22 protein-coding genes and 6 tRNA genes are annotated in these 24,106 nt (G+C 39.6%); 15 read left to right on the forward strand and 13 right to left on the reverse strand.

Annotated elements, in window-relative coordinates; translation table 11 throughout:
* Window positions 1–65 precede the first annotated feature (65 nt).
* The 3 genes from DPV81_RS04325 to dnaQ all read right to left on the reverse strand — a co-directional run bounded on the left by DPV81_RS04325 (window position 66) and on the right by dnaQ (window position 1,095).
* Window positions 66–142 (reverse strand) — tRNA-Asp (locus DPV81_RS04325).
* A 27-nt stretch (window positions 143–169) separates the two neighbouring features.
* Window positions 170–246: transfer RNA gene (locus tag DPV81_RS04330), tRNA-Asp, on the reverse strand.
* 87 nt (window positions 247–333) lie between these two features.
* Window positions 334–1,095: a DNA polymerase III subunit epsilon gene (dnaQ, locus tag DPV81_RS04335; RefSeq protein ID WP_111386918.1), complete on the reverse strand. Its 762-nt coding sequence runs from the start codon at window positions 1,093–1,095 to the stop codon at window positions 334–336.
* A gap of 59 nt (window positions 1,096–1,154) precedes the next feature.
* On the opposite strand from dnaQ, the gene rnhA reads away from it, so the two are divergent.
* Entirely contained in the window at window positions 1,155–1,616 is a 462-nt protein-coding gene (rnhA, locus tag DPV81_RS04340) for a ribonuclease HI (protein WP_111386919.1), read from the forward strand.
* 24 nt (window positions 1,617–1,640) lie between these two features.
* Here rnhA and tesB read toward each other — a convergent pair whose 3' ends face one another.
* The 4 genes from tesB to DPV81_RS04360 form a co-directional block, all read right to left on the reverse strand.
* A complete protein-coding gene (tesB, locus tag DPV81_RS04345; RefSeq protein ID WP_111386921.1) occupies window positions 1,641–2,501 on the reverse strand; it encodes an acyl-CoA thioesterase II in 861 nt (286 codons plus the stop codon).
* Between the two features lie 56 nt (window positions 2,502–2,557).
* Window positions 2,558–3,649, reverse strand: coding sequence for a redox-regulated ATPase YchF (gene ychF, locus DPV81_RS04350; RefSeq protein WP_075874959.1), 1,092 nt, complete (start codon window positions 3,647–3,649; stop codon window positions 2,558–2,560).
* A 67-nt stretch (window positions 3,650–3,716) separates the two neighbouring features.
* Entirely contained in the window at window positions 3,717–4,301 is a 585-nt protein-coding gene (gene pth / locus DPV81_RS04355; protein WP_014065080.1) for an aminoacyl-tRNA hydrolase, read from the reverse strand.
* A 60-nt stretch (window positions 4,302–4,361) separates the two neighbouring features.
* Window positions 4,362–4,778, reverse strand: a complete 417-nt coding sequence (locus tag DPV81_RS04360; protein WP_005696457.1) for an EamA family transporter — start codon at window positions 4,776–4,778, stop codon at window positions 4,362–4,364.
* 81 nt (window positions 4,779–4,859) lie between these two features.
* Here DPV81_RS04360 and DPV81_RS04365 point away from each other — a divergent pair, with 81 nt between their 5' ends.
* The 7 genes from DPV81_RS04365 (at window position 4,860) to DPV81_RS04395 (ending at window position 13,152) form a co-directional block, all read left to right on the forward strand.
* A complete protein-coding gene (locus DPV81_RS04365; protein WP_005696455.1) occupies window positions 4,860–5,186 on the forward strand; it encodes an RnfH family protein in 327 nt (108 codons plus the stop codon).
* Window positions 5,187–5,189: 3 nt separating this feature from the next.
* Entirely contained in the window at window positions 5,190–6,401 is a 1,212-nt protein-coding gene (locus DPV81_RS04370) for a ribosomal protein uL16 3-hydroxylase (RefSeq protein ID WP_111386923.1), read from the forward strand.
* On the forward strand, window positions 6,401–7,720 hold the full coding sequence (xseA, locus tag DPV81_RS04375; RefSeq protein ID WP_111386924.1) for an exodeoxyribonuclease VII large subunit: 1,320 nt from the start codon (window positions 6,401–6,403) through the stop codon (window positions 7,718–7,720). Before DPV81_RS04370 ends, xseA begins: the two co-directional genes overlap by 1 nt.
* Window positions 7,721–7,880: 160 nt before the next feature.
* The gene (gene nudF, locus DPV81_RS04380) at window positions 7,881–8,504 is read left to right on the forward strand and encodes an ADP-ribose diphosphatase (RefSeq protein ID WP_111386926.1); all 624 of its coding nucleotides are present in this window, start codon (window positions 7,881–7,883) and stop codon (window positions 8,502–8,504) included.
* 7 nt (window positions 8,505–8,511) lie between these two features.
* Window positions 8,512–9,336 carry a 3',5'-cyclic-AMP phosphodiesterase gene (cpdA, locus tag DPV81_RS04385; RefSeq protein ID WP_111386927.1) on the forward strand — a complete coding sequence of 275 codons (825 nt, stop codon included), beginning with the start codon at window positions 8,512–8,514 and terminating at the stop codon, window positions 9,334–9,336.
* A 151-nt stretch (window positions 9,337–9,487) separates the two neighbouring features.
* A complete protein-coding gene (gene miaB, locus DPV81_RS04390; RefSeq protein WP_049371534.1) occupies window positions 9,488–10,912 on the forward strand; it encodes a tRNA (N6-isopentenyl adenosine(37)-C2)-methylthiotransferase MiaB in 1,425 nt (474 codons plus the stop codon).
* Window positions 10,913–11,268: 356 nt separating this feature from the next.
* Complete coding sequence (locus tag DPV81_RS04395) at window positions 11,269–13,152, forward strand: acyltransferase family protein (protein WP_111386929.1); 1,884 nt, start codon at window positions 11,269–11,271, stop codon at window positions 13,150–13,152.
* A 242-nt stretch (window positions 13,153–13,394) separates the two neighbouring features.
* Here the strand turns inward: DPV81_RS04395 and DPV81_RS04400 are convergent.
* The 5 genes from DPV81_RS04400 to DPV81_RS04420 all read right to left on the reverse strand — a co-directional run bounded on the left by DPV81_RS04400 (window position 13,395) and on the right by DPV81_RS04420 (window position 15,060).
* Window positions 13,395–13,470: transfer RNA gene (locus DPV81_RS04400), tRNA-Lys, on the reverse strand.
* A gap of 18 nt (window positions 13,471–13,488) precedes the next feature.
* A tRNA-Leu gene (locus DPV81_RS04405) sits at window positions 13,489–13,575 on the reverse strand.
* A gap of 4 nt (window positions 13,576–13,579) precedes the next feature.
* Window positions 13,580–13,655 (reverse strand) — tRNA-Gly (locus DPV81_RS04410).
* Between the two features lie 155 nt (window positions 13,656–13,810).
* Entirely contained in the window at window positions 13,811–14,368 is a 558-nt protein-coding gene (gene pgsA / locus DPV81_RS04415) for a CDP-diacylglycerol--glycerol-3-phosphate 3-phosphatidyltransferase (RefSeq protein WP_049365349.1), read from the reverse strand.
* A gap of 89 nt (window positions 14,369–14,457) precedes the next feature.
* Window positions 14,458–15,060 carry a peroxiredoxin C gene (locus DPV81_RS04420; protein ID WP_049370140.1) on the reverse strand — a complete coding sequence of 201 codons (603 nt, stop codon included), beginning with the start codon at window positions 15,058–15,060 and terminating at the stop codon, window positions 14,458–14,460.
* Between the two features lie 140 nt (window positions 15,061–15,200).
* Here DPV81_RS04420 and metC point away from each other — a divergent pair, with 140 nt between their 5' ends.
* The 3 genes from metC (at window position 15,201) to DPV81_RS04435 (ending at window position 18,419) form a co-directional block, all read left to right on the forward strand.
* Window positions 15,201–16,391 carry a cystathionine beta-lyase gene (metC, locus tag DPV81_RS04425; RefSeq protein ID WP_111386931.1) on the forward strand — a complete coding sequence of 397 codons (1,191 nt, stop codon included), beginning with the start codon at window positions 15,201–15,203 and terminating at the stop codon, window positions 16,389–16,391.
* 91 nt (window positions 16,392–16,482) lie between these two features.
* On the forward strand, window positions 16,483–17,838 hold the full coding sequence (mpl, locus tag DPV81_RS04430; RefSeq protein ID WP_111386932.1) for a UDP-N-acetylmuramate:L-alanyl-gamma-D-glutamyl-meso-diaminopimelate ligase: 1,356 nt from the start codon (window positions 16,483–16,485) through the stop codon (window positions 17,836–17,838).
* A 74-nt stretch (window positions 17,839–17,912) separates the two neighbouring features.
* Window positions 17,913–18,419 (forward strand): DUF2301 domain-containing membrane protein, encoded by a 507-nt coding sequence (locus tag DPV81_RS04435; protein WP_111386934.1) that lies wholly within the window; start codon window positions 17,913–17,915, stop codon window positions 18,417–18,419.
* A gap of 113 nt (window positions 18,420–18,532) precedes the next feature.
* On the opposite strand, the gene DPV81_RS04440 is transcribed toward DPV81_RS04435, so the two are convergent.
* Window positions 18,533–18,609 (reverse strand) — tRNA-Met (locus DPV81_RS04440).
* 191 nt (window positions 18,610–18,800) lie between these two features.
* Here DPV81_RS04440 and mltA point away from each other — a divergent pair.
* The 4 genes from mltA (at window position 18,801) to rlmKL (ending at window position 24,097) form a co-directional block, all read left to right on the forward strand.
* Window positions 18,801–19,928 (forward strand): murein transglycosylase A, encoded by a 1,128-nt coding sequence (gene mltA, locus DPV81_RS04445; RefSeq protein WP_049370144.1) that lies wholly within the window; start codon window positions 18,801–18,803, stop codon window positions 19,926–19,928.
* Complete coding sequence (gene tcdA / locus DPV81_RS04450; RefSeq protein ID WP_165818959.1) at window positions 19,928–20,689, forward strand: tRNA cyclic N6-threonylcarbamoyladenosine(37) synthase TcdA; 762 nt, start codon at window positions 19,928–19,930, stop codon at window positions 20,687–20,689. The genes mltA and tcdA overlap by 1 nt, the downstream gene beginning before the upstream one ends.
* 167 nt (window positions 20,690–20,856) lie before the next feature.
* Window positions 20,857–21,843, forward strand: a complete 987-nt coding sequence (gene znuA, locus DPV81_RS04455) for a zinc ABC transporter substrate-binding protein ZnuA (RefSeq protein WP_111386937.1) — start codon at window positions 20,857–20,859, stop codon at window positions 21,841–21,843.
* A gap of 118 nt (window positions 21,844–21,961) precedes the next feature.
* Window positions 21,962–24,097: a bifunctional 23S rRNA (guanine(2069)-N(7))-methyltransferase RlmK/23S rRNA (guanine(2445)-N(2))-methyltransferase RlmL gene (rlmKL, locus tag DPV81_RS04460; RefSeq protein WP_111386938.1), complete on the forward strand. Its 2,136-nt coding sequence runs from the start codon at window positions 21,962–21,964 to the stop codon at window positions 24,095–24,097.
* The last annotated feature ends 9 nt before the right edge of the window (window positions 24,098–24,106 follow it).

Below are 24,106 nucleotides of genomic sequence, written 5' to 3' on the forward strand. Positions count from 1 at the left end.
TGGCTGGCAGGTAAAATTCGGGCATAAAAAAAGCACCTTCAGGTGCTTCATTATCTCGGCTTAATTGGCGGAATGGACGGGACTCGAACCCGCGACCCCCTGCGTGACAGGCAGGTATTCTAACCAGCTGAACTACCACTCCGTGAGTATATTAAGACAAGTTTTAAATTGGCGGAATGGACGGGACTCGAACCCGCGACCCCCTGCGTGACAGGCAGGTATTCTAACCAGCTGAACTACCACTCCGCTAAGTGCTGGGTATAATAATGATGAACGTTAAAACCGTCAATCTTTTTTTTCTTTTTTATGTTTATCTGATTAATAGATAACCGATTAATGTGAGGTTTCCTCACCCGTACGAATAGACCAAAAACATTTGCCATCACTCTTTTTATTGACCAATCTAAGGAAATCTAAATGAGCTTGGAGTTCGTCATCAGTGGGTTGTAACACTTTTAAATTTTGCGAAAAATTGACCGCACTTTGAAGATCTTGCATATTGGTACCAGCTTGGATAATTGGACTATCCGCATGCTCTTCATCAAATAAGCTGGTTTGCCCACCAGTCATGGACAAATAAACGTCAGCTAAAATCTCCGCATCCAGTAACGCACCGTGGAGTGTGCGTTTGCTGTTATCAATGCCTAAACGATCACACAACGCATCTAAGCTATTCCGTTTCCCTGGATACATTTGGCGCGCCATTTGCAACGTATCGGTGACGAGGCAAATGTCGGTCGTTTTGATATCTAACCCAAGTTTACGGAATTCATAGTCCATAAAGCCCACGTCGAAGGGCGCGTTGTGAATCAGCAGTTCGGCACCACGAATGTATTCAATAAAGTCTTGTGCAATCGTTTTGAAATCCGGTTTATCTGCAAGCATTTCATCCGTAATACCGTGAACTTTAATGGCATCGGGATCAACCAAACGATCCGGCTTAATATAAATGTGAAAATTATTGCCCGTATATTTACGGTTGATCATTTCCACCGCGCCAATTTCAATAATGCAATGTCCTTCGTAATGCGCACCAATTTGGTTCATACCGGTGGTTTCAGTATCCAGTACAATTTGGCGATCCGGATTTATCATTGTTCTACCTATCTGTTTCCTTTAAAATATTGCCTATTTTACACAAGCTCGAATTAGTTATGCAAAAACAGATTGAAATTTTTACGGATGGATCTTGCCTCGGCAATCCGGGAGCTGGTGGCATAGGGATTGTCCTGCGCTATAAACAGCACGAAAAACATATTTCAAAAGGGTATTTTAAAACCACCAATAATCGCATGGAATTACGAGCAGTGATCGAGGCTTTAAATAGCTTAAAAGAGCCTTGCCATGTGAAGCTTTATAGCGACAGCCAATATATGAAAAATGGCATCACACAATGGATTTACAATTGGAAGAAAAACAATTGGAAAGCGAGTACGGGCAAAGCGGTAAAAAATCAAGATTTATGGATTGAGTTAGATCAGGTGATTCAAACTCATAGCATTGATTGGCAGTGGGTGAAAGGGCATTCAGGTCATCGTGAAAATGAAATTTGTGATGAATTAGCCAAACAAGGCGCAGAAAACCCAACTTTCGAAGATATCGGTTACGAAGGGTAGTCTGCACCTAGTTTTAACGTGCGGTTATTCTTGATAACGAATTAAACCTTCCTGCTGTGTGGTGGCAATTAATGTGCCATCTGCAGCAAAAATTTGTCCTCTCGCTAAACCTCGTCCTGCAAAAGCATTGTTACTTTCAATAGCATGTAAGTGCCAATTATTTAAATTGAAAGGGCGGTGGAACCAAATGCTGTGGTCGATTGTAGCCACTTTCATCCCTTTCTGCAAAAAGCCTTTCCCATGTGGGTGAAGTGCGGTCAAAATACAGTGAAAATCAGAAAAATAGGCCAAGAGACATTGTTGAGTCTGCAAATCTAATGGCGCTTCACCATTGGTTTTAAACCAAGCATATTGTTCAGGTGGCAGTTTACGACCATCAAATGGATTGTTCAAATATCGGCTATGAATCTGAAATGGTCGCTCTTGAGCAAATTTTTCACTCAAGCTTTCAGGCAAAGTCTGCGCCACTTTTAACATGATTTCGTGCTCATCAATACATTGTTCTGGCCCCGGCACTTGTGGCATGGCTGATTGATGGTCAAAGCCTTCTTCGGGTACTTGAAATGACGCGGTGACATGACAAATCACATTTTTATGTTGAATGGCTTTTACGCGTAATGCAGAGAAGTTTCGCCCTTCACGTAAAGTTTCCACATCATAAATAATCGGGTATTGACTGTCGCCTGGCGCTAAAAAGTAAGCATGGCAGGAATGGAGTACGCGCTCCGCTGGGGCAACTTGCATTGCGGCAGAAAGAGATTGCGCTACGACTTGGCCACCAAACACTTGACGAAAACCTAAGTCTTCACAGGCTCCGCGAAAGATAAGATCATCAATTTTTTCTAATTTTAACAATTCGATGAGTTGATTTAATTTATCCGACATTATTTTTCCTTTTATAGATATAAAAAGACCGCATAGTTATGCGGTCTGAAGTGTTTTTATACGTTAAAGCGGAAGTGCATGACATCACCATCTTGGACGATGTAGTCCTTACCTTCTAAGCGCCATTTACCTGCTTCTTTTGCTCCGTTTTCACCTTTGAATTGGATGAAGTCATCGTAAGCAATCACTTCTGCACGGATGAAGCCTTTTTCAAAGTCTGTGTGGATTACAGCCGCTGCTTTAGGGGCGGTTGCACCAACAGAAACCGTCCATGCGCGCACTTCTTTTACACCCGCAGTGAAGTAGGTTTGAAGATTTAATAAGGCATAACCTGCACGAATTACACGGTTTAAGCCAGGTTCTTCAATACCAAGATCTTGTAAGAATTCGATTTTTTCGTCGTCATCAAGTTCCGCAATTTCCGCTTCAATCGCCGCACATACAGGCACCACAACAGAGCCTTCTTTTTCTGCAAACTCACGTACTTTGTCTAAATACGGGTTGTTTTCAAAACCGTCTTCATTTACGTTCGCAATGTACATGGTTGGTTTTAATGTGAGGAAGTTATAGCTTTTAATTGCTAATAACTCATCTTTATCTAACGCAACAGAACGAATCATGCCTGCTTCAGAAAGTACAGGAAGAATTTTTTCCATCACAGATAGCTCAAATTTTGCATCTTTATCGCCACCTTTAGCACGTTTTTGTAAACGTTGGATTGCACGTTCGCAGCTGTCTAAGTCAGCAAGGGCTAATTCGGTATTGATGGTTTCGATATCACTTAATGGATCGATTTTACCCGCAACGTGCACGATGTCATCATTTTCAAAACAACGAACAACATGACCAATCGCATCAGTTTCACGGATATTAGCTAGGAATTTATTCCCTAAGCCTTCACCTTTACTTGCACCCGCAACCAAACCTGCGATATCCACAAACTCCATGGTGGTGGGTAACACACGTTCAGGTTTAACAATTTCCGCTAATGCATCTAAACGCGGATCCGGCATTGGTACCACGCCAGTATTTGGTTCGATGGTACAGAACGGATAGTTTGCCGCTTCGATACCGGCTTTGGTTAATGCATTAAAAAGAGTCGATTTACCGACGTTTGGCAAACCAACGATACCACATTTAAATCCCATGATGTTTTCCTTATTGTGAGCATAAGTGCGGTTAAAATTTATAGTGTTTTTTCACCGCACTTTTGAGTTAAATTTTAAAACTGTTTAAGCGATTGGTGGCTTTCACCATGCCTTCTTTGAAAAGCAATTCAATGCAATCGGTGGCTTCGTCTAACGCTTTATCGAGTGCTTCTCTTTCTGCTGGCGCGGGTTTGTTAAGCACAAAACCTGAAACTAAATCACGGTGTCCAGGATGGCCAATGCCAATGCGTAAACGATAGAAATTATTGCTGTTACCAAGCTGAGCCACAATATCTTTTAAACCATTGTGTCCGCCATGTCCGCCACCTTGTTTTAATTTTACGGTGCCTGGCGGTAAATCTAATTCATCGTGTAGCACTAAAATTTCTTCTGGTTTGATGCGATAAAAATTAGCAAGTGCCCCCACTGCTTTTCCGCTTAAATTCATAAACGTCGTTGGCACTAAAAAACGGACTTCTTTGCCGTTAATCAGTGTTTTTCCTACATAACCGAAGAATTTATTTTCTGCATTAAGCGAAACATTAAAGCGACGAGCCAAACGCTCAATCAACCATTCACCTGCATTGTGGCGGGTTTCCGCATATTTATCGCCAGGGTTTCCCAGCCCCACGATGAGTTTAATTTCAGACATAGTTTTCTGCTTGAATAAAAATAGTGGCGTATTGTAGCGAAAAAGGGCTAATTTCTCAATCTATAAGGCTAAGACTAAAACGCCTGAGAGAATTAATAGACTTCCCATAACTAATTTCATACTTAAAGGTTCGCCTAACAATACCACGCCTAAAATAATGGCAATCACGACACTGAGTTTATCTATAGGGGCAACCCAAGAGGCGGGTGCCATTTGCAACGCACGATAATAACAAAGCCAAGATAGACCAGTAGCAACACCGGAAAGAATTAAAAAGGTGAATGGTTTTGCAGCAATATGTTGTGGCAGTTGCCATTCGTTACGTGCGCTAATGATGCCTGCTGTAACGAGTAAAACCACAATTGTACGGATAAAGGTCGCGAGATTGCTGTTAATGCCTTCAACCCCTAATTTGCCCAAAATAGCGGTAAGTCCAGCGAAAAAGGCTGAACCAATGGCAAAAAATACCCAATTCATGATGAACTCCTGATTTTATCGTTAATATTGACCGCACTTTTCCGCTATAATAACGGAAAACTCATTAAGACAGAATAAGACATGAACCAAATTAATATTGAAATCGCCTATGCCTTGCCGGATCGCTATTATTTGAAATCCTTCAAAGTGGATGAAGGCACGATGATTCAAACGGCTATTTTACAATCGGGCATTTTGCAACAGTTTACCGAGATCGATTTGCGTGAAAATAAAGTGGGGATTTATTCCCGTCCAGCCAAATTAACAGATCAATTAAAAGATGGTGATCGTATTGAAATTTATCGTCCATTGTTAGCGGATCCTAAAGAAATTCGTCGTAAACGTGCAGCAGAACAAGCCAAAGCCGCACAAGAAAAAGCCCAACAAGAAAAACAGGAGAAGGAGTAAAAAATGACCGCACTTTCCAACCAATATTGTCTGCCTGAGGGCATTACCCCTGAAATTTTCCTGCGTGATTATTGGCAGAAAAAACCATTGATTATTCGTAATGGTTTACCTGAAATTGTTGGCCAATTCGAGCCTGAGGATATTATCGAATTAGCACAAGGCGAAGATGTGACCGCGCGTTTAGTGAAAACCTTTTCAGATGATAATTGGAAAGTGTTTTTCAGCCCGCTATCCGAAGAAGATTTTGCAGATGTACCCAAGAAATGGTCTGTGCTTGTACAAAATCTAGAACAATGGAGTACAGAACTCGGTCAGCTTTGGAATAAATTTGGCTTTATCCCACAATGGCAACGCGACGATATTATGGTGTCCTATGCACCTAAGGGTGGTTCTGTTGGTAAGCATTATGACGAATATGATGTGTTCTTGGTGCAAGGCTATGGTCATCGTCGCTGGCAGTTAGGCAAATGGTGTGATTCTTCCACAGAATTCAAACCAAATCAGCCGATCCGTATTTTCGATGATATAGGCGAATTGGTAATTGATGAAGTGATGAATCCAGGCGATATTCTTTATATTCCGGCTCGTATGTCACATTATGGTGTGGCAGAAGATGATTGTTTGACCTTTTCTTTTGGCTTGCGTTACCCGAATTTAGCTGACATTTTTGATAACGTGAATAAAGCGTTTTGTCATCAGGATCCTGAATTGAATTTAAGCGAATTCCAATTACCGTTACGCTTAACGCAATCAGAGCAGAGCACGGGCAAATTGGCAGATGAAAATATCCAGGCAATGAAAAAACAATTCTTAGCGAAATTGGCGGAGTCTGAAGCCTTTGATACATTATTCAAACAAGCAGTAGCAGGCACAGTGAGTTCACGTCGTTATGAAATGTTGGTATCCGATGAAATGTCCGATCCTGACGAAGTGCGGTCAATTTTAGAAGAGGAACAAGGTGTATTAATGCAGGACAATAACTGCAAATTAATTTACACCGAAAATCCGCTCCGCATTTATGCGAATGGCGAATGGTTGGATGAAGTGAATGTTATTGAAGCAGAAGTGTTGAAACGTCTTTCCGATGGTGAAGCGCTAGATTGGGCATTCTTAAATAATTTAGTGAATGATACAGAAGATCCTGAAAGTACAATGGAATTATTGCTCGATTCGATTTGTAACTGGTTAGATGACGGTTGGGTGTTGATTGAATAATGTCTGAAAACATTTACTCCGTTTCCCAGCTTAACAGCGCCGCTCGCCAAATGTTAGAAGGGAATTTTTCACAGATTTGGCTTACAGGGGAGATTTCTAATTTCACCCAACCAGTGTCAGGACACTGGTATTTGACGCTAAAAGATGAAAATGCCCAAGTCCGCGGTGCCATGTTCCGCATGAAAAATTTGCGGGTGGGATTTCGTCCGCAAAATGGTATGCAAGTCTTGGTGCGGGCAAATGTCAGTTTATATGAGCCTCGTGGTGATTATCAGCTGATTATTGAATCCATGCACCCTGCTGGTGAGGGATTGTTGCAACAGCAATTTGAAGCGCTAAAAATGAAATTGGCGGCTGAAGGGTTGTTTGCACAAAACTTGAAGAAAAGCTTGCCGGACTTTGCTAAAGCGGTGGGCATTATTACCTCTTCGACTGGCGCTGCTTTACAAGATATTCTGCATATTTTGGCTCGCCGAGATCCCAGTTTAAAAGTGGTGATTTACCCAACGGCAGTACAAGGCAAAGAAGCAACGGCTGAAATCGTCCAAATGATTGAACTCGCCAATGCTCGTCAAGAAGTGGATGTATTGATCGTCGGTCGAGGTGGTGGTTCCTTAGAAGATCTTTGGTGCTTTAATGAAGAAGAAGTGGCACGTGCGATTTTCCGTTCTAATTTACCGATTATTAGTGCGGTCGGTCACGAAACGGATGTCACCATAGCAGATTTTGTGGCTGATTTACGAGCACCAACCCCCTCTGCTGCTGCGGAGTTAGTGAGTCGCAATCAGCAGGAATTACTTCAACAGTTAGCTTATAAACAACAGCGTTTGGAGATGGCGTTGGATCGTATTTTTAGTCATCAACAACAACGTTTACAACAGTTACATTTACGCCTGCAAAACCAACATCCGCAAAATCAATTGTTGATGCAGAAAGCCCGAACAGAGCAATTACATCATCGTTTAGTCTTGGCAATGCAACGTCAAATGGATAAAACGCAGCAAAAATTGACCGCACTTTCAGCACGCTTAAAACAAAATCCGTTGCCTTATCGATTGCAAAAACAATCACAGTATTTAACCCAGTTACAAGTGCGGTTAAATTTAGGGGCGAATCGTCAAGTCACGGAACGTCAAAATAAATTAGCGACATTGTGTGGTAAGTTAGATGGATTAAGCCCATTGAAAGTGTTAGCGCGAGGATATTCCATTGCAGAGGATGATAAAGGACATGCTATTATGAGTGTGAAGCAAGTCAAAACAGGCGACACCATTAAAACGAAGGTAGCAGATGGGGAGATAACCAGCCGCGTTTGTTAATTTAAATAAATTTTTAATGTAAACCTATGATGAATAAGAAATCATCATAGGTTTTCTTTTTTTGTGACCGGCTTCAAAGTTTCGACAAAAAAATAGAGGGTTCAGTTTTTTTTATTTTTTTATGGGAGTATTATGCGACCTCGATACTAGGAGAGTAATGATGTCACAAATTCAACAGTTTAGTCAGCATGATATAGAAGTTCTTAATGAAGAAACTGTTTATAAAGGTTTTTTTACACTTAAGAAAGTACAGTTTAAACATAAGCTTTTTGCCGGTGGCGAAAGTGGCGTTGTGACACGTGAATTATTGGTCAAAGGTGCTGCTTCTGCAGTGATTGCTTACGATCCGGAAAAAGATGCAGTGGTTTTAGTTGAGCAAGTACGTATTGGTGCATATCAACCTGAATCAGCTCGTTCCCCTTGGTTATTAGAATTGATCGCCGGGATGGTAGAAGAGGGTGAACAACCTGAAGAAGTGGCTTTGCGTGAAAGTGAAGAGGAAGCAGGCGTATCCGTTCAAGATCTCACACATTGTGTAAGCGTGTGGGATAGCCCGGGGGGTGTCGTCGAACGTATTCATTTGTTTGTCGGACGAGTTGATAGCTCGCAAGCCAAGGGACTTCATGGTTTAGCTGAAGAGAATGAAGACATTCGTGTTCATGTGGTGAAACGTGAGCAAGCCTATCAATGGATGTGTGAAGGCAAAATTGATAATGGCATTGCAGTAATGGGCTTGCAATGGCTTCAATTAAATTACGCCCAATTGCAGCAACGCTGGCAATAGGAGTCCCATGAACAATAGATTTGAATACGAACCCGCGAGTGAAATTGTTAAATTATTACAAATTACCGATCCTCATTTGTTTAAAGATACAAGCAAAGACTTATTAGGTATCAACACGCAAGAAAGTTTTTCTCAGGTGTTAAAAGAAATTCAGTCTGAGTCTTTTGACTATGATATCGTGCTTGCAACGGGGGATTTGGTACAAGATAGTAGTGACGAAGGCTATTTACGATTTGTTGAAATGGTTAAACCGTTAAATAAATGGGTATTTTGGCTTCCGGGTAACCATGATTTCCAACCTAAAATGGTCGAACATTTAAGCCAATCGCCTATTAATGCGTCAAAACATTTACTTCTAGGTAAACACTGGCAAGTGATTTTGTTAGATAGCCAAGTATCCGGTGTGCCTCATGGTGAATTAAGTGCTTACCAATTAGATTGGTTAAAAACAAAATTAGCAGAAAATCCAGCGCGTCATAGCTTAGTCGTATTGCATCATCATTTATTACCAACGAATTCAGCATGGCTTGATCAGCATAACTTGCGTAATGCGCATAGCTTCTCAGCCGTTCTTGCTCAATTCAACAATGTAAAAGGGATTTTATACGGGCATATTCATCAACAGGTTGATGGTTATTGGCAGGGGTATCAAACCATGGCAACGCCAGCGACTTGTATTCAATTTAAGCCAGATAGCAATCATTTTGCGTTAGATACCTTACAACCAGGTTGGCGTGAAATTGAGCTACACCCAGATGGACGAATTGAAACGAGAGTAAAACGAATCAAACAAAAAACATTCCTACCCAATATGGAAGAAGAAGGATACTAAACAAAGTGCGGTTAAAATTTAGATGATTTTAACCGCACTTTTTCTATACCGAAATAGGTAAAAGTCCATTTTACACTAGCCAGAATTCCCACAAATCTGTACAATAGCCGACCGATTTTATCTTTTTACTAATCTTTATTTTTTAAGCAATATGACGCAAAAATTACATATTAAAACATGGGGCTGTCAGATGAATGAGTATGATTCATCGAAAATGGCCGATCTTCTCTTAAATACACATGGTTTGGAATTGACAGATATTCCAGAAGAAGCAGATGTGTTACTTCTTAACACCTGTTCTATCCGTGAAAAAGCACAAGAAAAAGTGTTCCATCAGTTAGGTCGTTGGAAAGAATTAAAAAAACAAAATCCAAACCTAGTCATCGGTGTGGGCGGTTGTGTGGCTTCACAAGAAGGTGAACATATTCGTCATCGTGCACCTTACGTGGATATCGTATTTGGTCCGCAAACTTTACATCGCTTACCAGAAATGATTAATCAAATTCGTGGCGGTAAAAGTTCGGTGGTGGATGTCAGTTTCCCTGAAATTGAGAAATTTGACCGCTTACCAGAGCCTCGCGCAGAAGGTCCAACTGCATTTGTGTCTATTATGGAAGGCTGTAATAAATATTGTACTTACTGCGTGGTGCCTTATACCCGTGGTGAAGAAGTCAGCCGTCCTGTTGATGATGTGTTATTTGAAATTGCACAGTTGGCCGATCAAGGTGTTCGTGAAATCAATTTATTAGGCCAAAACGTAAATGCGTATCGTGGCCCGACATTTGATGGCGGTATCTGTACATTTGCGGAATTATTGCGTTTAGTAGCATCTATTGACGGTATCGACCGTTTACGTTTTACCACGAGCCACCCAATCGAATTTACTGACGATATTATTGACGTGTATCGCGATACACCAGAATTAGTAGACTTCGTACACTTGCCGGTGCAAGCTGGTTCTGACCGTATTTTAACCATGATGAAACGTGGTCATACCGCGTTAGAATATAAATCGATCATTCGTAAATTACGTGCCGTGCGTCCAAATATTCAAATCAGCTCAGATTTCATTGTAGGCTTCCCAGGTGAAACCAATGAAGAGTTTGAACAAACAATGAACCTAATAGCACAAGTGAATTTTGATATGAGCTTTAGCTTTATCTATTCTGCGCGTCCAGGTACACCTGCAGCAGACATGCCAGATGATGTAACCGAAGAAGAGAAAAAACAACGTCTCTATCTGTTACAAGAGCGTATCAACCAACAAGCGGCACAATATAGTCGCCGTATGCTTGGTACAGAGCAACGCGTGTTGGTGGAAGGGCCGTCTAAGAAAGATATTATGGAATTAACAGGACGTACTGAAAACAACCGTATTGTGAATTTCCAAGGCTCACCAGATATGATTGGTAAGTTTGTCGATATCAAGATTACCGATGTTTATACTAACTCTCTACGTGGTGAAGTGGTACGTACTGAAGACCAAATGGGATTACGTATTGCACAATCTCCACAAGAAGTGATGAATCGTACTCGTAAAGAAGATGAATTAGGCGTAGGACGTTATCACGGCTAATCATATTAAGAATATAGATAAATAACCGAATGAAGATAATCTTTGCCCTAAAAATTGGAGACTTTGATTAGCGGATTAAATCGAAGATTTTTATGGGCAAACATATTGAGTAACTTTTTAAGTATCAAGTTATCCAATATGTTTAGCGTGAGATATGGTTATCCGTGAATTGGCCAACAATCTTTCTATTCCTGCTTACACATCTTTGGTTGCATAGTTAAACGTATCTAAAAAGATTTCGAAAACTGTACAATATGGAGTTCAGTAGTTAAGTCAATCTATAAACGGTCTAAGTTTATGAGATGATTTGCTTTCTAAGGATTGTTTATATTAATGTATTTGTTGAATGGAATATTATGTCCTCCATAAAATATCGTGCAGAAATTGACGGATTACGCGCAATTGCTGTTATTTCTGTCATTATTTATCATCTTAATGAAAACTGGTTACCTGGTGGCTTTCTTGGTGTCGATATCTTCTTTGTAATTTCTGGTTTTCTTATTACCGGTATTATTATTACAGAAATTCAACAAAATACTTTTTCATTTAAGCAATTTTATACTCGACGAATTAAACGAATTTATCCCGCTTTTATCACTGTCGTCGTATTGGTTTCTTTCATTGCATCTGCTATTTTTATTTATAATGACTTTAACCAAGTAAGAAAAACGATTGAGTTAGCCACGTTATTCTTATCTAATTTTTATCTAGGTTTAACGCAAGGTTATTTTGATTTAAGTGCTAATGAGAATCCGGTATTACATCTTTGGTCATTAGCTGTAGAAGAACAATACTACCTTATTTTTCCACTCATCCTTATTTTCGCTTATAAAAAATTTAGAGAAGTTAGGATATTGTTTCTTATCACTCTAATATTATTTTTTATTTTACTTTTCACCTCTTTTATTCCTGCTTCTTTTTATAAAGAGGTATTTCATCAACCTAATATTTATTATCTATCTAACTTACGATTTCCTGAATTACTTGCAGGATCATTACTAGCAATTTATCATCATTGCTCAAACAAGATTCAATTGAGCAAACCAGTAAGTAATATTCTGGCTATCTTAAGTACATTACTATTATTTTCTTGCTTCTTTTTAATACATAAGAATACTGTGTTTATTCCAGGAATTACTTTAATTATTCCTTGTGTTCTTACAGCGTTGATTATTCACACTACATCTCAATTTAATATCATTAAGTTATGCTTATCTAACAAAGTGATGGTATTTATTGGGAAAATTTCTTATTCCCTTTATTTATATCACTGGATTTTTATTTCTTTTGCTTATTACATTACTGGTGATAAACAGATTCAAGGCGCTACAGTTTTTATTGTTGTCACATTAACGAGTATTTTCTCTATAATAAGTTATTATGTGATTGAACAACCCATAAGAAAATCAAAATTAAACTTTAAACAGGCATTTATCTATCTTTATCTGATTCCTTCTCTTTTTATTATTGGGTATAACACCTATGAAAGAAAACAAATTAGAAAAGAAAAAGAACATATTGAACAAGATGTGTTATCTGTTAATTTAGAGAATAACTTTCCAGCTAAGATTCTAACAATTGGAGACTCTCATGCCGAACATCTTACTTATTTCTTAAAATATCTTGGTAAGCAAGAAGGATGGCAATCAAGTATTTTGAACGTAACAGATGGAAAAGACTGTTTTGTTTTAGTAGGTAAAAACAATAGGATAAAACCTGAGTGCCAAGCGTTATTTGAGGAGATCTCTTCACCCAAATATAAAGCTATTTTTATTTCTGGATTTTATGATTTAAGAATGGGAGGACAACCTGTGCCAAGATTTAACATGGAATCAGTGGTTATTCCAGACTTCAAAACAAGATTCAGAGAAACTGTAAAATTACTTGCAAAATCAAAATCAGTTTATATTTTTGCAAATAATAGCTCTATTAGCAGATCACCTATTCGTGGATATTTACTAGAAAAATATGGATTGGAGAAATACTTAGAACCAATTCATAGAATGGGAGATATTGATGCCAGCAACAGAATTATTCATGATTTAGTTAAAGATATTCCTAAGGTTTATTGGATAGATGCTCAACAGTATTTACCTAAAGATAGTGTTATGGTAGAAGGAAAATATTTGTATGGAGACCAAGATCACTTAACAAATTTTGGTGCTTATTATATGGCAAAAGAATTCAGCAAATATCAACGACTGATGACACCTCAGCAGGTGAAACAGCTCTATGAGTAAAAAAAACAGCCGCAGGTTGATTATCTATCAAAAGTTGTGTCAATCAAGTAACTATTGAGATACAAATTTTGATGCATAAGCATTATTTAATATCATTGAATTTAAGTGAATTGATGAGCTGTCCAAACTCATAGGGATAGCAAAGTATATTTATTTTTTATGTGTTTTTAGAAAAGGGGCAGGGAAGTCGTCACTCCAAATTTTAGATATAAAAAAACACCCGTTAAGGTGCTGCTTTAAAGTGGTGGGTCGTGAAGGATTCGAACCTTCGACCAACGGATTAAAAGTCCGCTGCTCTACCGACTGAGCTAACGACCCACTGGTATAATTTTGAAATGGTGCCCGAAGCCAGACTTGAACTGGCACGCCTCGAAAGGCGAGGGATTTTAAATCCCTTGTGTCTACCGATTCCACCACTCGGGCAAATTGGAGCGGGAAACGAGGCTCGAACTCGCGACCCCGACCTTGGCAAGGTCGTGCTCTACCAACTGAGCTATTCCCGCGTTTGCTTGTTGCCAAACAACGGGGCGTATTTTACGGATTTATCTCATTGTGTCAAATAAAATTCGTAAAAAAGTCTTTTGATTGATTAAAAATAATTCAAAAACAAAAGGTGCGATTAAAATAACCGCACCTTTTATTTAAAATTTAGCCAATTCTATAATTCAATGTTATCTAACAAGCTGCCTTTCGCTGCTTTCAAGTATTGGAGCATTGACCAAACTGTTAAAATCGCCGCCAAGTAGAGTAGTATGATTGCCAATGTTTCCATATAAACGTTATATCGCCAGAGTAATCCACCTAAAGCTAGCATTTGAGAGGTGGTTTTTACTTTTCCCAGCCATGAAACAGCCACTTTATTACGTTCACCCAACTCAGCCATCCATTCACGTAAAGCAGAGATAATGATTTCACGTGAAATCATAATAATCGCAGGGATGGTAATCCAGAAAGAATGTTGATATTCCACAATTAATACAAGCGCAGTAATAACCATTACTTTATCAGCTACAGGATCAAGGAAAGCACCAAAACGGGTTGTTTGTTTTAATTTTCGAGCAAGATAGCCATCAAACCAGTCAGTGACACCCGCGATAAAGAAAATAAGAGTGGTAATAAAAGGCGCTGAAGGGATAGGGAGATAAAATGCCAAGACGAAGAATGGGATTAAAATCACTCGGAGAATCGTCAGGAAAATGGGAATATTATATTTCATAAAAATAACCGCACTTTGGTTAAAGATACGTTCATTTTAAAGGATCTACAAAAATAAAAAAAGCCACTTAATGTGGCTTTTTCTTAAAATTAAAGTTTGTCAGCGTTTTGTTTCAAGTATTTAGCAACACCTTCAGGGCTGTCTTTCATACCCTCTTTGCCTTTTTCCCATTGAGCAGGGCAAACTTCACCGTGTTCTTCGTGGAATTGTAACGCATCTACCATACGTAACATTTCATCGATGTTACGACCTAATGGTAAGTCGTTTACGATTTGGTGACGAACAACGCCGTTTTTGTCGATTAAGAATGAAGCACGTAATGCAACACCTTCTTCTGGGTGTTCGATACCGTATGCTTTAGCGATTTCGTGTTTAACGTCAGCTGCTAATGCATATTTAACTGCACCGATACCGCCGTTTTCAGTTGGGGTATTACGCCATGCATTGTGAGTGAATTCTGAGTCGATAGATACACCAACAACTTCAACACCACGTTTTTTGAATTCTTCATAACGGTGGTCGAATGCGATTAATTCAGATGGGCAAACGAAAGTAAAGTCTAATGGGTAGAAGAATAATACCGCAGCTTTACCATTAACGTGTTTTTTGAAATTGAAGTTGTTAACGATTTCACCATTGCCTAAAACTGCAGAGGAAGTAAAATCTGGAGCTTGACGAGTTACTAATACCATAGTCATAATTCCTATATAAATGTTAATAAAAATTTTGCTAACGCAAAAACTCGGTACTATTCTAAAAAAATTGACCGCACTTTAACAGCTGTTTTTATCTATTGAATTAATTAATATTGTCTAAGTTACAGGTGAAATATATGTCAGAACATCATACTTTATCAACCACACTGGTTCATGCCGGACGTAAAAAACGTTTTACCCAAGGGGCGGTAAACCCGGTAGTCCAACGTGCCTCTTCTTTAGTATTTGACACTATTGCAGATAAAAAACATTGCACAAAAAATCGTTATAAGGGAGAGCTTTTCTATGGACGTCGTGGCACGTTAACACACTTTGCGCTTCAAGATTTAATGTGTGAAATGGAAGGTGGAGCTGGTTGTTATCTTTATCCTTGTGGGGCTGCAGCGGTAACAAATGCTATTTTATCCTTTGTGGAAACGGGTGATCATGTCTTAATGACTGGGGCTGCCTATGAGCCGACACAAGATTTTTGCAATGTGATTTTGAAAAAAATGCATATTGATACGACCTATTATGATCCTATGATAGGGACAGATATTGCGAAACTTGTGCAGCCAAACACGAAAGTCTTATTTTTAGAGTCACCAAGTTCTTTAACAATGGAAGTACCCGATATTCCTGCGATTGTTAAAGCCGTTAGAGCCGTAAGTCCCGAAATTGTCATTATGATCGATAATACATGGGCGGGGGGCGTATTATTCAAAGCGTTAGAACACGGTATTGATATCTCTATTCAAGCAGGGACCAAATATTTAGTGGGGCATTCAGATATTATGATCGGTACCGCAGTGGCTAATGCGCGGATTTGGGATAAATTGCGTGAACATTCTTATTTAATGGGGCAAATGGTTGACGCTGATTCCGCTTATACGACAGCACGCGGTATTCGCACCTTAGGAGTGCGATTAAAACAACATCATGAAAGTAGTTTAAAAGTGGCCAAATGGTTAAGTGAGCAACCACAAGTGAAAGCAGTTTATCACCCCGCGTTACCAAGCTGTCTAGGTCATGAAAACTTTAAACGTGATTTCACTGGTGCAAGCGGTTTATTCTCTTTTGAATTACATAAGCGTTTAAATGACGAAGAGCTTTCTACCTTTATAGATCACTTTGAGTTGTTCACGATGGCTTATTCTTGGGGCGGGTTTGAATCGCTCATTTTATGTAATCAACCAGAAGAAATTGCGAAAATTCGCCCGGGTATTGAACGTAAATTAACGGGCTCATTAATTCGTCTGCATATTGGATTTGAAGACACGGATGAATTAATTGCCGATCTTCAAGCGGGCTTTGACCGAATCAAATAAGAAAGAGGGCTGTTTATGTAAACAGCCCTTATTTACTCAATCTTTGAGTTGATTTATCATAGTCAGCATTTTTAGCAACTAGAGAAGAACAATGAAACATATTCATATTTTAGGCATCTGCGGGACCTTTATGGGCGGTGTTGCGATGATTGCCAAACAAATGGGTTATAAAGTCACAGGCTCCGATACCAATGTTTACCCGCCAATGAGCACTTTTTTACAAGAGCAGGGTATTGAAATTATTCCTAATTATGATGTTGCTCAGCTTCAGCCTGCGCCAGATATGGTGATTGTTGGTAATGCCATGAAACGCGGTAATCCTTGCGTGGAATATGTTTTAGATAATGCGTTGCCTTATACATCAGGTCCGCAATGGTTACACGACCATTTATTGCGTAATCGTTGGGTGTTAGCGGTTTCGGGTACACATGGTAAAACCACAACAACTGGCATGTTGACTTGGATTTTAGAACAAAATGGGCTAAAACCAGGTTTCCTAATCGGTGGTATTGCGGGAAATTTTGGTACGTCAGCTCGTTTAGGGGAAAGTGAGTTTTTCGTGATTGAAGCGGATGAGTACGATACAGCGTTCTTTGATAAACGTTCTAAATTTGTGCATTACAATCCGAAAACCTTGATCATTAATAATATTAGCTTCGATCATGCTGATATCTTCGATGATCTTCACGCGATCCAGCGTCAATTCCATCACATGATCAGAACCATTCCTTCCACAGGACGCATTCTTTCTTTTGTAGATGAGCAAAGCGTGAAAGAAACCCTCAATATGGGATGTTGGTCAGAACAGCAATTTATCGGTAAAGATAAAGAATGGTTTGCGGAACGTATTACCAATGATTGCTCTGAATTTGCCGTATTCCATCACGGTCAAAAAGTTGCAGAAGTGAAATGGAATATTGTTGGGCAGCACAATATGCACAATGCTTTAATGGCGATTGCGGCGGCTTACCATGCCGGTGTGAAAATTGAAGATGCATGTCATGCATTAGGCAGCTTTATCAATGCAAAACGTCGTTTGGAAGTGAAGGGGGAAGTAAACGGTATTACGGTTTATGATGACTTCGCTCACCATCCAGAAGCCATTCTGGCGACACTTACTGCGTTGCGTGACAAAGTAGGCGGTGGTGTACGTATTCTTGCCGTATTAGAGCCTCGTTCAAACACCATGAAAATGGGCGTGCATAAAGATGAAATTGCACCAGCGCTTGGACGTGCTGATGCGGTATTTATGCTACAACCAGATAATATTCCATGGGATGTGGCTGAAATTGCAGGACAATGTGTGCAACCGGCACATTACACAGGAAATGTTGATAAATTAGTAGATATGATTGTAGCAGATGCAAAACCAACGGATCAGATTCTTGTGATGTCAAATGGTAGTTTTGGCGGCATTCATCAAAAGATTTTAGATCGATTAAAATAATCTCAATGTTAAGTGCGGTCAAAAATGAGCGTGTTTTTGACCGCACTTTTTATCATCAAAAATAAGGAAATCACATGGCCGATCCACATATTCAATCTCCAATGGATGTTTGGGATAAACTCACCGTCGTTATTTATCGCACAGGCTTTGTCATTGCTGCATTTAGCATCTTGGCTTTAACTTGGTATCCTCAACAGGCTCAAATTGCCGTGTTGATTGCGGCAGCTTGTTGTGCGTCATCCCTTCATATTTATTTAAAACATTTCCGTTTAACATTCCAATTTGCCACGTGGCTTGCACTCTTATGTGCGCTTTTAGGTTGGCATGAATTGGCACTGGGTGGAGCATTAGTCACACTGGGCGGTTTATGCTTTAAAGAATACTTCTGTTTTAGAGTACCGCTATTAAATTTACAACCTGCATTTGTCGCCGCACTTTGGTTTACTTGGGTATTTGAAGGGGGTTGGATTGCCCGAATTTTATCGTTGATCGTTGGTGGATTATTATTAATTCTTGCGGTTCAAAAATGGCGAATGCCATTGCACTTTGATATTGGCGATAAGACAAAATACCAAATCTAATAAGATTGATAGATAAAGGCATAATGTTTCCCGACATGTGCCTTTTTATTTTGATTCAATTTTATCTTTATCTAAAAACGAAAAAAGCACCGAAATTTCGGTGCTTTGTAATTTGGTTGCGGGGGCCGGATTTGAACCGACGGCCTTCGGGTTATGAGCCCGACGAGCTACCAAGCTGCTCCACCCCGCGTCTGATGGCGCGTAATATACTCGTTTCAAAAATTATTGCAAGATTTAAACTGAATTTGACTTTCTGTTTGTTAAGAAAATAAACAATGTGAATATTAATTAATCATTTTATGAAATAGTGCTAGTCCTAAAAGGGAATTTTTGATAGCGTATGCAACTTTGTATTAGTTAGTTTAATTTAGGAAAATAAGAATGAAATTTCGTCAAAATCTCGCCGTAAAAATGCTTTCTGTGATGGCGGCTGTTTCGGTGCTTGCATCATGTGGATCGGCACCAAGTAAAGTTTCTTCAAAAAATAATTCTAGCTTGCCGCGTACTGCGACAGGCGACGATCCTCAAAAATTCGGAGCAAAGTATAGTGGACGTACTTATCAACAAGCTATTTTAAGTCCAGTAGCCTCCGTGGAGAACAAAAGTGCGGTCGTTAACCAGGGTGATTTTTTAACGCAGTTGACGAATGTTCGAGATTATTCAAATTCATTAACAAATCGCTTTGCGGCGAATTATGGCAAAATCACTAACTGGGTGCTTGCAGGAGCCAATGTAAATGAATTAGCACAATACGGCATTAATCCTCAGATTATGAAAGGTTTTGATGGTTATCAAAACGTGCTGATGACAGGTTATTATTCGCCAGTGATTCATGCACGCCGTACTGCACAAGGTCAATATCAACATCCAATTTATGCAATGCCAAGCTATAAACGTTATAGCCGTGCAGAAATTTATAATGGTGCATTGGCAGGACAAGGCTTAGAGCTCGCTTACAGTGATTCAATGATGGATAACTTCCTATTAGGCGTACAGGGGAGTGGCTATGTTGATTACGGTGATGGCAATTTAAATTATTTAGCCTATGCTGGCCAAAATGGCTATAAATATCAAGCGGTTGGTCGTTTGTTAGTTGAAGATGGTGAAATTCCAAAAGAAAAAATGTCTATTCAAGCGATTCGTGAATGGGGGAAAGCAAACCCATCTCGAGTACGAGAATTGTTAGAACGTAATCCATCTTATGTTTTCTTTAAAAACGATCCAACAGGAGAAGTGAAAGGTTCTGCAGGCGTGCCTTTAGTGCCTATGGCAGCCGTTGCTTCTGACCGTAATGTAATTCCTTCAGGAACCGTATTATTGGTTGAAGTACCGGATATTGATAATGAGGGTAACTGGATGGGCACACACAAATTACACTTAATGGTGGCACTTGATGTGGGCGGTGCGGTAAATGGTCACCACTTTGACTTATACCGTGGTATTGGCGATCAAGCGGGTCATATTGCGGGGTTATCAAAACACTATGGACGCGTTTGGGTACTACAATAATGGCTCGAGTCGATAACTACGAACAACGTTTTGGCGGCATTGGTCGCCTTTACACACCAGAAGGCTTGGCGCGTTTACGTCAGGCTCATGTGTGCGTCATTGGTATTGGCGGCGTAGGTTCGTGGGTGGTGGAGGCACTTGCGCGAAGTGGCGTAGGGCAGATCACCATGATTGATATGGATGATATTTGTGTCACCAATATTAATCGTCAACTTCCTGCATTAAGCGGCAATATTGGCAAGCTTAAAACGGAAGTGATGGCAGAGCGCGTTAAGCTGATTAATCCAGAATGCGTGGTGAATATTATCGATGATTTCATTTCACCGGATAATCAAGCCGAATACTTAGATCATGGCTATGATTATGTCATTGATGCCATTGATAGCGTGAAAACGAAAGCCGCGATGATTGCTTATTGCAAACGTAATAAAATCAAGATTATTACCATTGGTGGCGCAGGTGGTCAGACAGATCCTTCGAAAATTCAAATTGCCGATTTAAGCAAAACGATTCAAGATCCATTATTGGCAAAAGTGCGGTCAGTTTTACGTAAGGATTTTAATTTTACCCAAAATCCACAACGTAAATTTGCAGTTGATGCGGTGTTTTCCAGCCAACCTCTGATTTTCCCTAAAATGAGCGAGGGCTGTGAAGTATCCGCCACCATGAATTGTGCAAATGGTTTTGGTGCAGCAACCATGATAACCGCAACCTTCGGCTTTTTTGCAGTTTCTAGGGTAATCGATAAGTTATTAAAATAAAGAAATGAAGCAACGTGAAAACGTTGCTTTTTCTTTATGAATGAAAGTATTTAACAAGATGAAGAAATATCACTTCATTTTTTTATTTGGAATGTTGCAATTTTATCAAAAAGGCGTAGTCTATGTTGGCTTTGAGAATAATTCCCAATAAAAGTAAGGAAACAAACATGAAACAAGTATTAAAAATGAGTGCAATTTCTACCGCACTTTTAACCCTTCCAATGATAGCAAATGCAGATGTACTGGCATCCGTGAAACCACTCGGTTTTATTACATCGTCGATTGCAAACGGTGTAACAGATACACAGGTTTTAGTACCAGCAGGTGCTTCTCCACATGATTACAGCTTAAAACTTTCAGATGTGCAAAAAGTGAAATCTGCAGATTTAGTGCTTTGGGTTGGTGAAGATATTGACGCTTTCTTAGCAAAACCGATTAGCCAAATTGATAGTAAAAAAGTCATCAATATTTCTGATATTCCAGAAATTAAACCGCTTTTAAGCAAAGTACATCATGAACATTACCATGAAGGCGATGAACACGAGCACGGTCATGATCATGATCATAAACATGGACACGATCATAAGCACGAACATGATCATGAGCATCATCACCACGATGTGGATGAAAATGGATTAAGCGTGAACTGGCATTTATGGTATTCACCAGCCATCAGCCAAATTGTGGCACAGAAAGTCGCGGATAAATTAACAGAACAACACCCAGATAAAAAAGAGCTCATTGCGAAAAACTTAGCCGATTTTAACCGCACTTTGACTGAGCAAAGCGATAAAATCAAAGCACAATTAGCGCCACTCAAAGATAAAGGCTTCTTTGTGTTCCATGATGCTTATAGCTATTTCAATGATGCGTATGGTTTAAATCAAACCGGTTATTTCACCATTAATCCATTAGTGGCACCAGGTGCAAAAACCATTGCTCACATCAAAGAAGAGATTGAAGAACACCATGTGAACTGTCTTTTTGCTGAGCCTCAATTCACACCAAAAGTGATTGATTCGCTTGCACAAAGTACAAAAGTTAATGTTGGTCGTTTAGATCCTATTGGCGATAACGTACAGCTTGGTCCAAATTCTTATGCGAATTTCCTTCAAGCCACCGCTGATATCTATGCACAATGTTTAAGTAAATAATTAAAATCTCCCCCTCGCCCCCTCTTTACAAAAGAGGGGGAATATTCTTGAAATATCCCCAAATTTAACCGCACTTTCGTGCTATAATCCGCCCAATTTTTCCCTATCGAGAAAACGCATGAAACAATTATTTGCCACAACTGCCCGTGGTTTTGAAGAACTCTTAAAAGTCGAACTGACAGAGCTTGGTGCAACGGAATGTAAAATTGCACAAGGCGGCGTACATTTTCAGGCTGATGATGAAATACTTTATCGCAGCTTATTATGGTCACGTTTAGCTTCACGTATTTTGTTACCTATTGTAAATGGCAAGATATATAGTGATTTAGACTTGTATTCAATTGTGACAGGGCTGGATTGGTTAAGTTATTTTGATGAGAAATCCACATTTTTTGTCGATTTTAACGGGACAAACCAAGAAATTCGTCACACTCAATTTGGTGCGATGCGTGTGAAAGATGCCATTGTGGATTATTTTGAACGTCAAGGGAAAGCGCGTCCAAATGTGGATAAAGACTATCCAGATGTCCGAATTCATGTTTATTTGAATAAAGAAGAGCTCGTCGTTTCACTCGATTTAAGTGGCGAAGCATTACATTTACGTGGTTATCGTGAAGATACAGGGCAAGCGCCTTTACGTGAAACCTTAGCTGCCGCGATTGTGCTTCGTTCAGGTTGGAAAAAAGGGACACCTTTAGTGGATCCAATGTGCGGTTCGGGCACCTTGGTAATTGAAGCGGCGCAGATGGAAGCACAAATTGCACCGCAATTACATCGTTTACATTGGGGCTTTGATTGCTGGAAAGGGCATAATCAAGATGCTTGGGATAAGGTAAAAGCAGAAGCGGTACAGCAAGCGGAAACTTATTTTAATCAAAATCCAAAACCACATTTTTATGGCTTCGATCTCGATCATCGCGTACTGAAAAAAGCGCAAAAGAACGCACAAAATGCAGGTGTGGCACATTTAATTCAGTGGAAACAAGGTGATGTTGCCACATTAAAGAATCCAAGCCCAGATGAAGTGGGAACAGTGATTTGTAACCCACCTTACGGTGAACGTTTAGGCACAACCCCTGCGTTGATTGCGCTATATTCAGTCTTTGGACAACGTCTTAAAAATGAATTTGGTGGTTGGAATGCATCGATTTTCAGTAGTGAATCTACGTTGCTTGATTGCTTACGTATGCGTTCACATCGTCAATTTAAAGCGAAAAATGGCCCATTAGATTGTGTTCAGAAGAATTATCAAATTTCTGAACGCAAAGAAAGTGCGGTTGAAAATCCGCTTGAATTTGACCGCACTTCAACGGTAGCGGTGGATTTTGCGAATCGCTTACAGAAAAATATTAAGAAAATTGAAAAATGGGCGAAGCAGCAAGGCCTTGATGCGTATCGTTTATATGATGCGGATTTACCGGAATATAACGTAGCGGTGGATCGTTATGGCGATCATATTGTGGTGCAAGAGTATGCCGCACCGAAAAATATTGATGAAAATAAAGCGCGTCAACGTTTATTGGATGCGGTTACTGCAACCTTGCAAGTCACCGGTATTGAAACCAATAAACTGATTTTGAAAGTGCGTCAAAAGCAAAAAGGCACGAATCAATATGAAAAATTGGCTAATAAAGGCGAATATTTCTATGTGAATGAATACGGTGCACGGCTTTGGGTGAATTTAACGGATTACTTGGATACAGGATTATTCTTGGATCATCGCTTAACCCGTAAAATGCTTGGTGAAATGGCAAAAGGCAAAGATTTCCTCAATCTTTTCGCTTATACCGGTTCCGCAACAGTGCATGCTGCATTAGGTGGGGCAAAATCAACGACGACCGTGGATATGTCTAACACCTATTTAAACTGGGCAGAACAAAACCTAATTTTAAATGATATCGAAGGCAAACAGCACAAGCTCATTCAGGCAGATTGTTTGCAATGGTTAGAGAAATGTGATCGCCAGTTTGATTTGATTTTCGTGGATCCGCCAACATTCTCGAATTCTAAACGTATGGAAGACAGCTGGGATGTGCAACGAGATCACATCAAATTAATGCGTAATCTCAAACGTATTTTACGCCCTAACGGCACCATTGTGTTCTCGAATAATAAACGTGGTTTTAAAATGGATTTTGAGGCGTTAGATGAATTGGGATTAAGTGCGGTTGAAATTTCAGCGAAAACCTTGCCACTTGATTTTGAGCGGAATAAGCAAATCCACAATTGCTGGATTGTGACAATGAAAGCCTAATAGAAAAGC

Source organism: Haemophilus parainfluenzae, from assembly GCF_003252795.1.
Taxonomy (GTDB): domain Bacteria; phylum Pseudomonadota; class Gammaproteobacteria; order Enterobacterales; family Pasteurellaceae; genus Haemophilus_D; species Haemophilus_D parainfluenzae_K.

What these genes read in the sequence shown, in the direction of transcription:
- DPV81_RS04360 (WP_005696457.1), bottom strand. Translation starts at nt 4,778, where the DNA reads ATGAATTGGGTATTTTTTGCCATTGGTTCAGCCTTTTTCGCTGGACTT.
- tcdA (WP_165818959.1), top strand. Translation starts at nt 19,928, where the DNA reads ATGGCTCGAGTCGATAACTACGAACAACGTTTTGGCGGCATTGGTCGC.
- cpdA (WP_111386927.1), top strand. Translation starts at nt 8,512, where the DNA reads ATGAACAATAGATTTGAATACGAACCCGCGAGTGAAATTGTTAAATTA.
- rnhA (WP_111386919.1), top strand. Translation starts at nt 1,155, where the DNA reads ATGCAAAAACAGATTGAAATTTTTACGGATGGATCTTGCCTCGGCAAT.
- znuA (WP_111386937.1), top strand. Translation starts at nt 20,857, where the DNA reads ATGAAACAAGTATTAAAAATGAGTGCAATTTCTACCGCACTTTTAACC.
- nudF (WP_111386926.1), top strand. Translation starts at nt 7,881, where the DNA reads ATGTCACAAATTCAACAGTTTAGTCAGCATGATATAGAAGTTCTTAAT.
- pgsA (WP_049365349.1), bottom strand. Translation starts at nt 14,368, where the DNA reads ATGAAATATAATATTCCCATTTTCCTGACGATTCTCCGAGTGATTTTA.
- xseA (WP_111386924.1), top strand. Translation starts at nt 6,401, where the DNA reads ATGTCTGAAAACATTTACTCCGTTTCCCAGCTTAACAGCGCCGCTCGC.
- tesB (WP_111386921.1), bottom strand. Translation starts at nt 2,501, where the DNA reads ATGTCGGATAAATTAAATCAACTCATCGAATTGTTAAAATTAGAAAAA.
- metC (WP_111386931.1), top strand. Translation starts at nt 15,201, where the DNA reads ATGTCAGAACATCATACTTTATCAACCACACTGGTTCATGCCGGACGT.
- ychF (WP_075874959.1), bottom strand. Translation starts at nt 3,649, where the DNA reads ATGGGATTTAAATGTGGTATCGTTGGTTTGCCAAACGTCGGTAAATCG.
- mltA (WP_049370144.1), top strand. Translation starts at nt 18,801, where the DNA reads ATGAAATTTCGTCAAAATCTCGCCGTAAAAATGCTTTCTGTGATGGCG.
- dnaQ (WP_111386918.1), bottom strand. Translation starts at nt 1,095, where the DNA reads ATGATAAATCCGGATCGCCAAATTGTACTGGATACTGAAACCACCGGT.
- miaB (WP_049371534.1), top strand. Translation starts at nt 9,488, where the DNA reads ATGACGCAAAAATTACATATTAAAACATGGGGCTGTCAGATGAATGAG.
- DPV81_RS04420 (WP_049370140.1), bottom strand. Translation starts at nt 15,060, where the DNA reads ATGGTATTAGTAACTCGTCAAGCTCCAGATTTTACTTCCTCTGCAGTT.
- DPV81_RS04365 (WP_005696455.1), top strand. Translation starts at nt 4,860, where the DNA reads ATGAACCAAATTAATATTGAAATCGCCTATGCCTTGCCGGATCGCTAT.
- DPV81_RS04370 (WP_111386923.1), top strand. Translation starts at nt 5,190, where the DNA reads ATGACCGCACTTTCCAACCAATATTGTCTGCCTGAGGGCATTACCCCT.
- DPV81_RS04395 (WP_111386929.1), top strand. Translation starts at nt 11,269, where the DNA reads ATGTCCTCCATAAAATATCGTGCAGAAATTGACGGATTACGCGCAATT.
- rlmKL (WP_111386938.1), top strand. Translation starts at nt 21,962, where the DNA reads ATGAAACAATTATTTGCCACAACTGCCCGTGGTTTTGAAGAACTCTTA.
- pth (WP_014065080.1), bottom strand. Translation starts at nt 4,301, where the DNA reads ATGTCTGAAATTAAACTCATCGTGGGGCTGGGAAACCCTGGCGATAAA.
- DPV81_RS04435 (WP_111386934.1), top strand. Translation starts at nt 17,913, where the DNA reads ATGGCCGATCCACATATTCAATCTCCAATGGATGTTTGGGATAAACTC.
- mpl (WP_111386932.1), top strand. Translation starts at nt 16,483, where the DNA reads ATGAAACATATTCATATTTTAGGCATCTGCGGGACCTTTATGGGCGGT.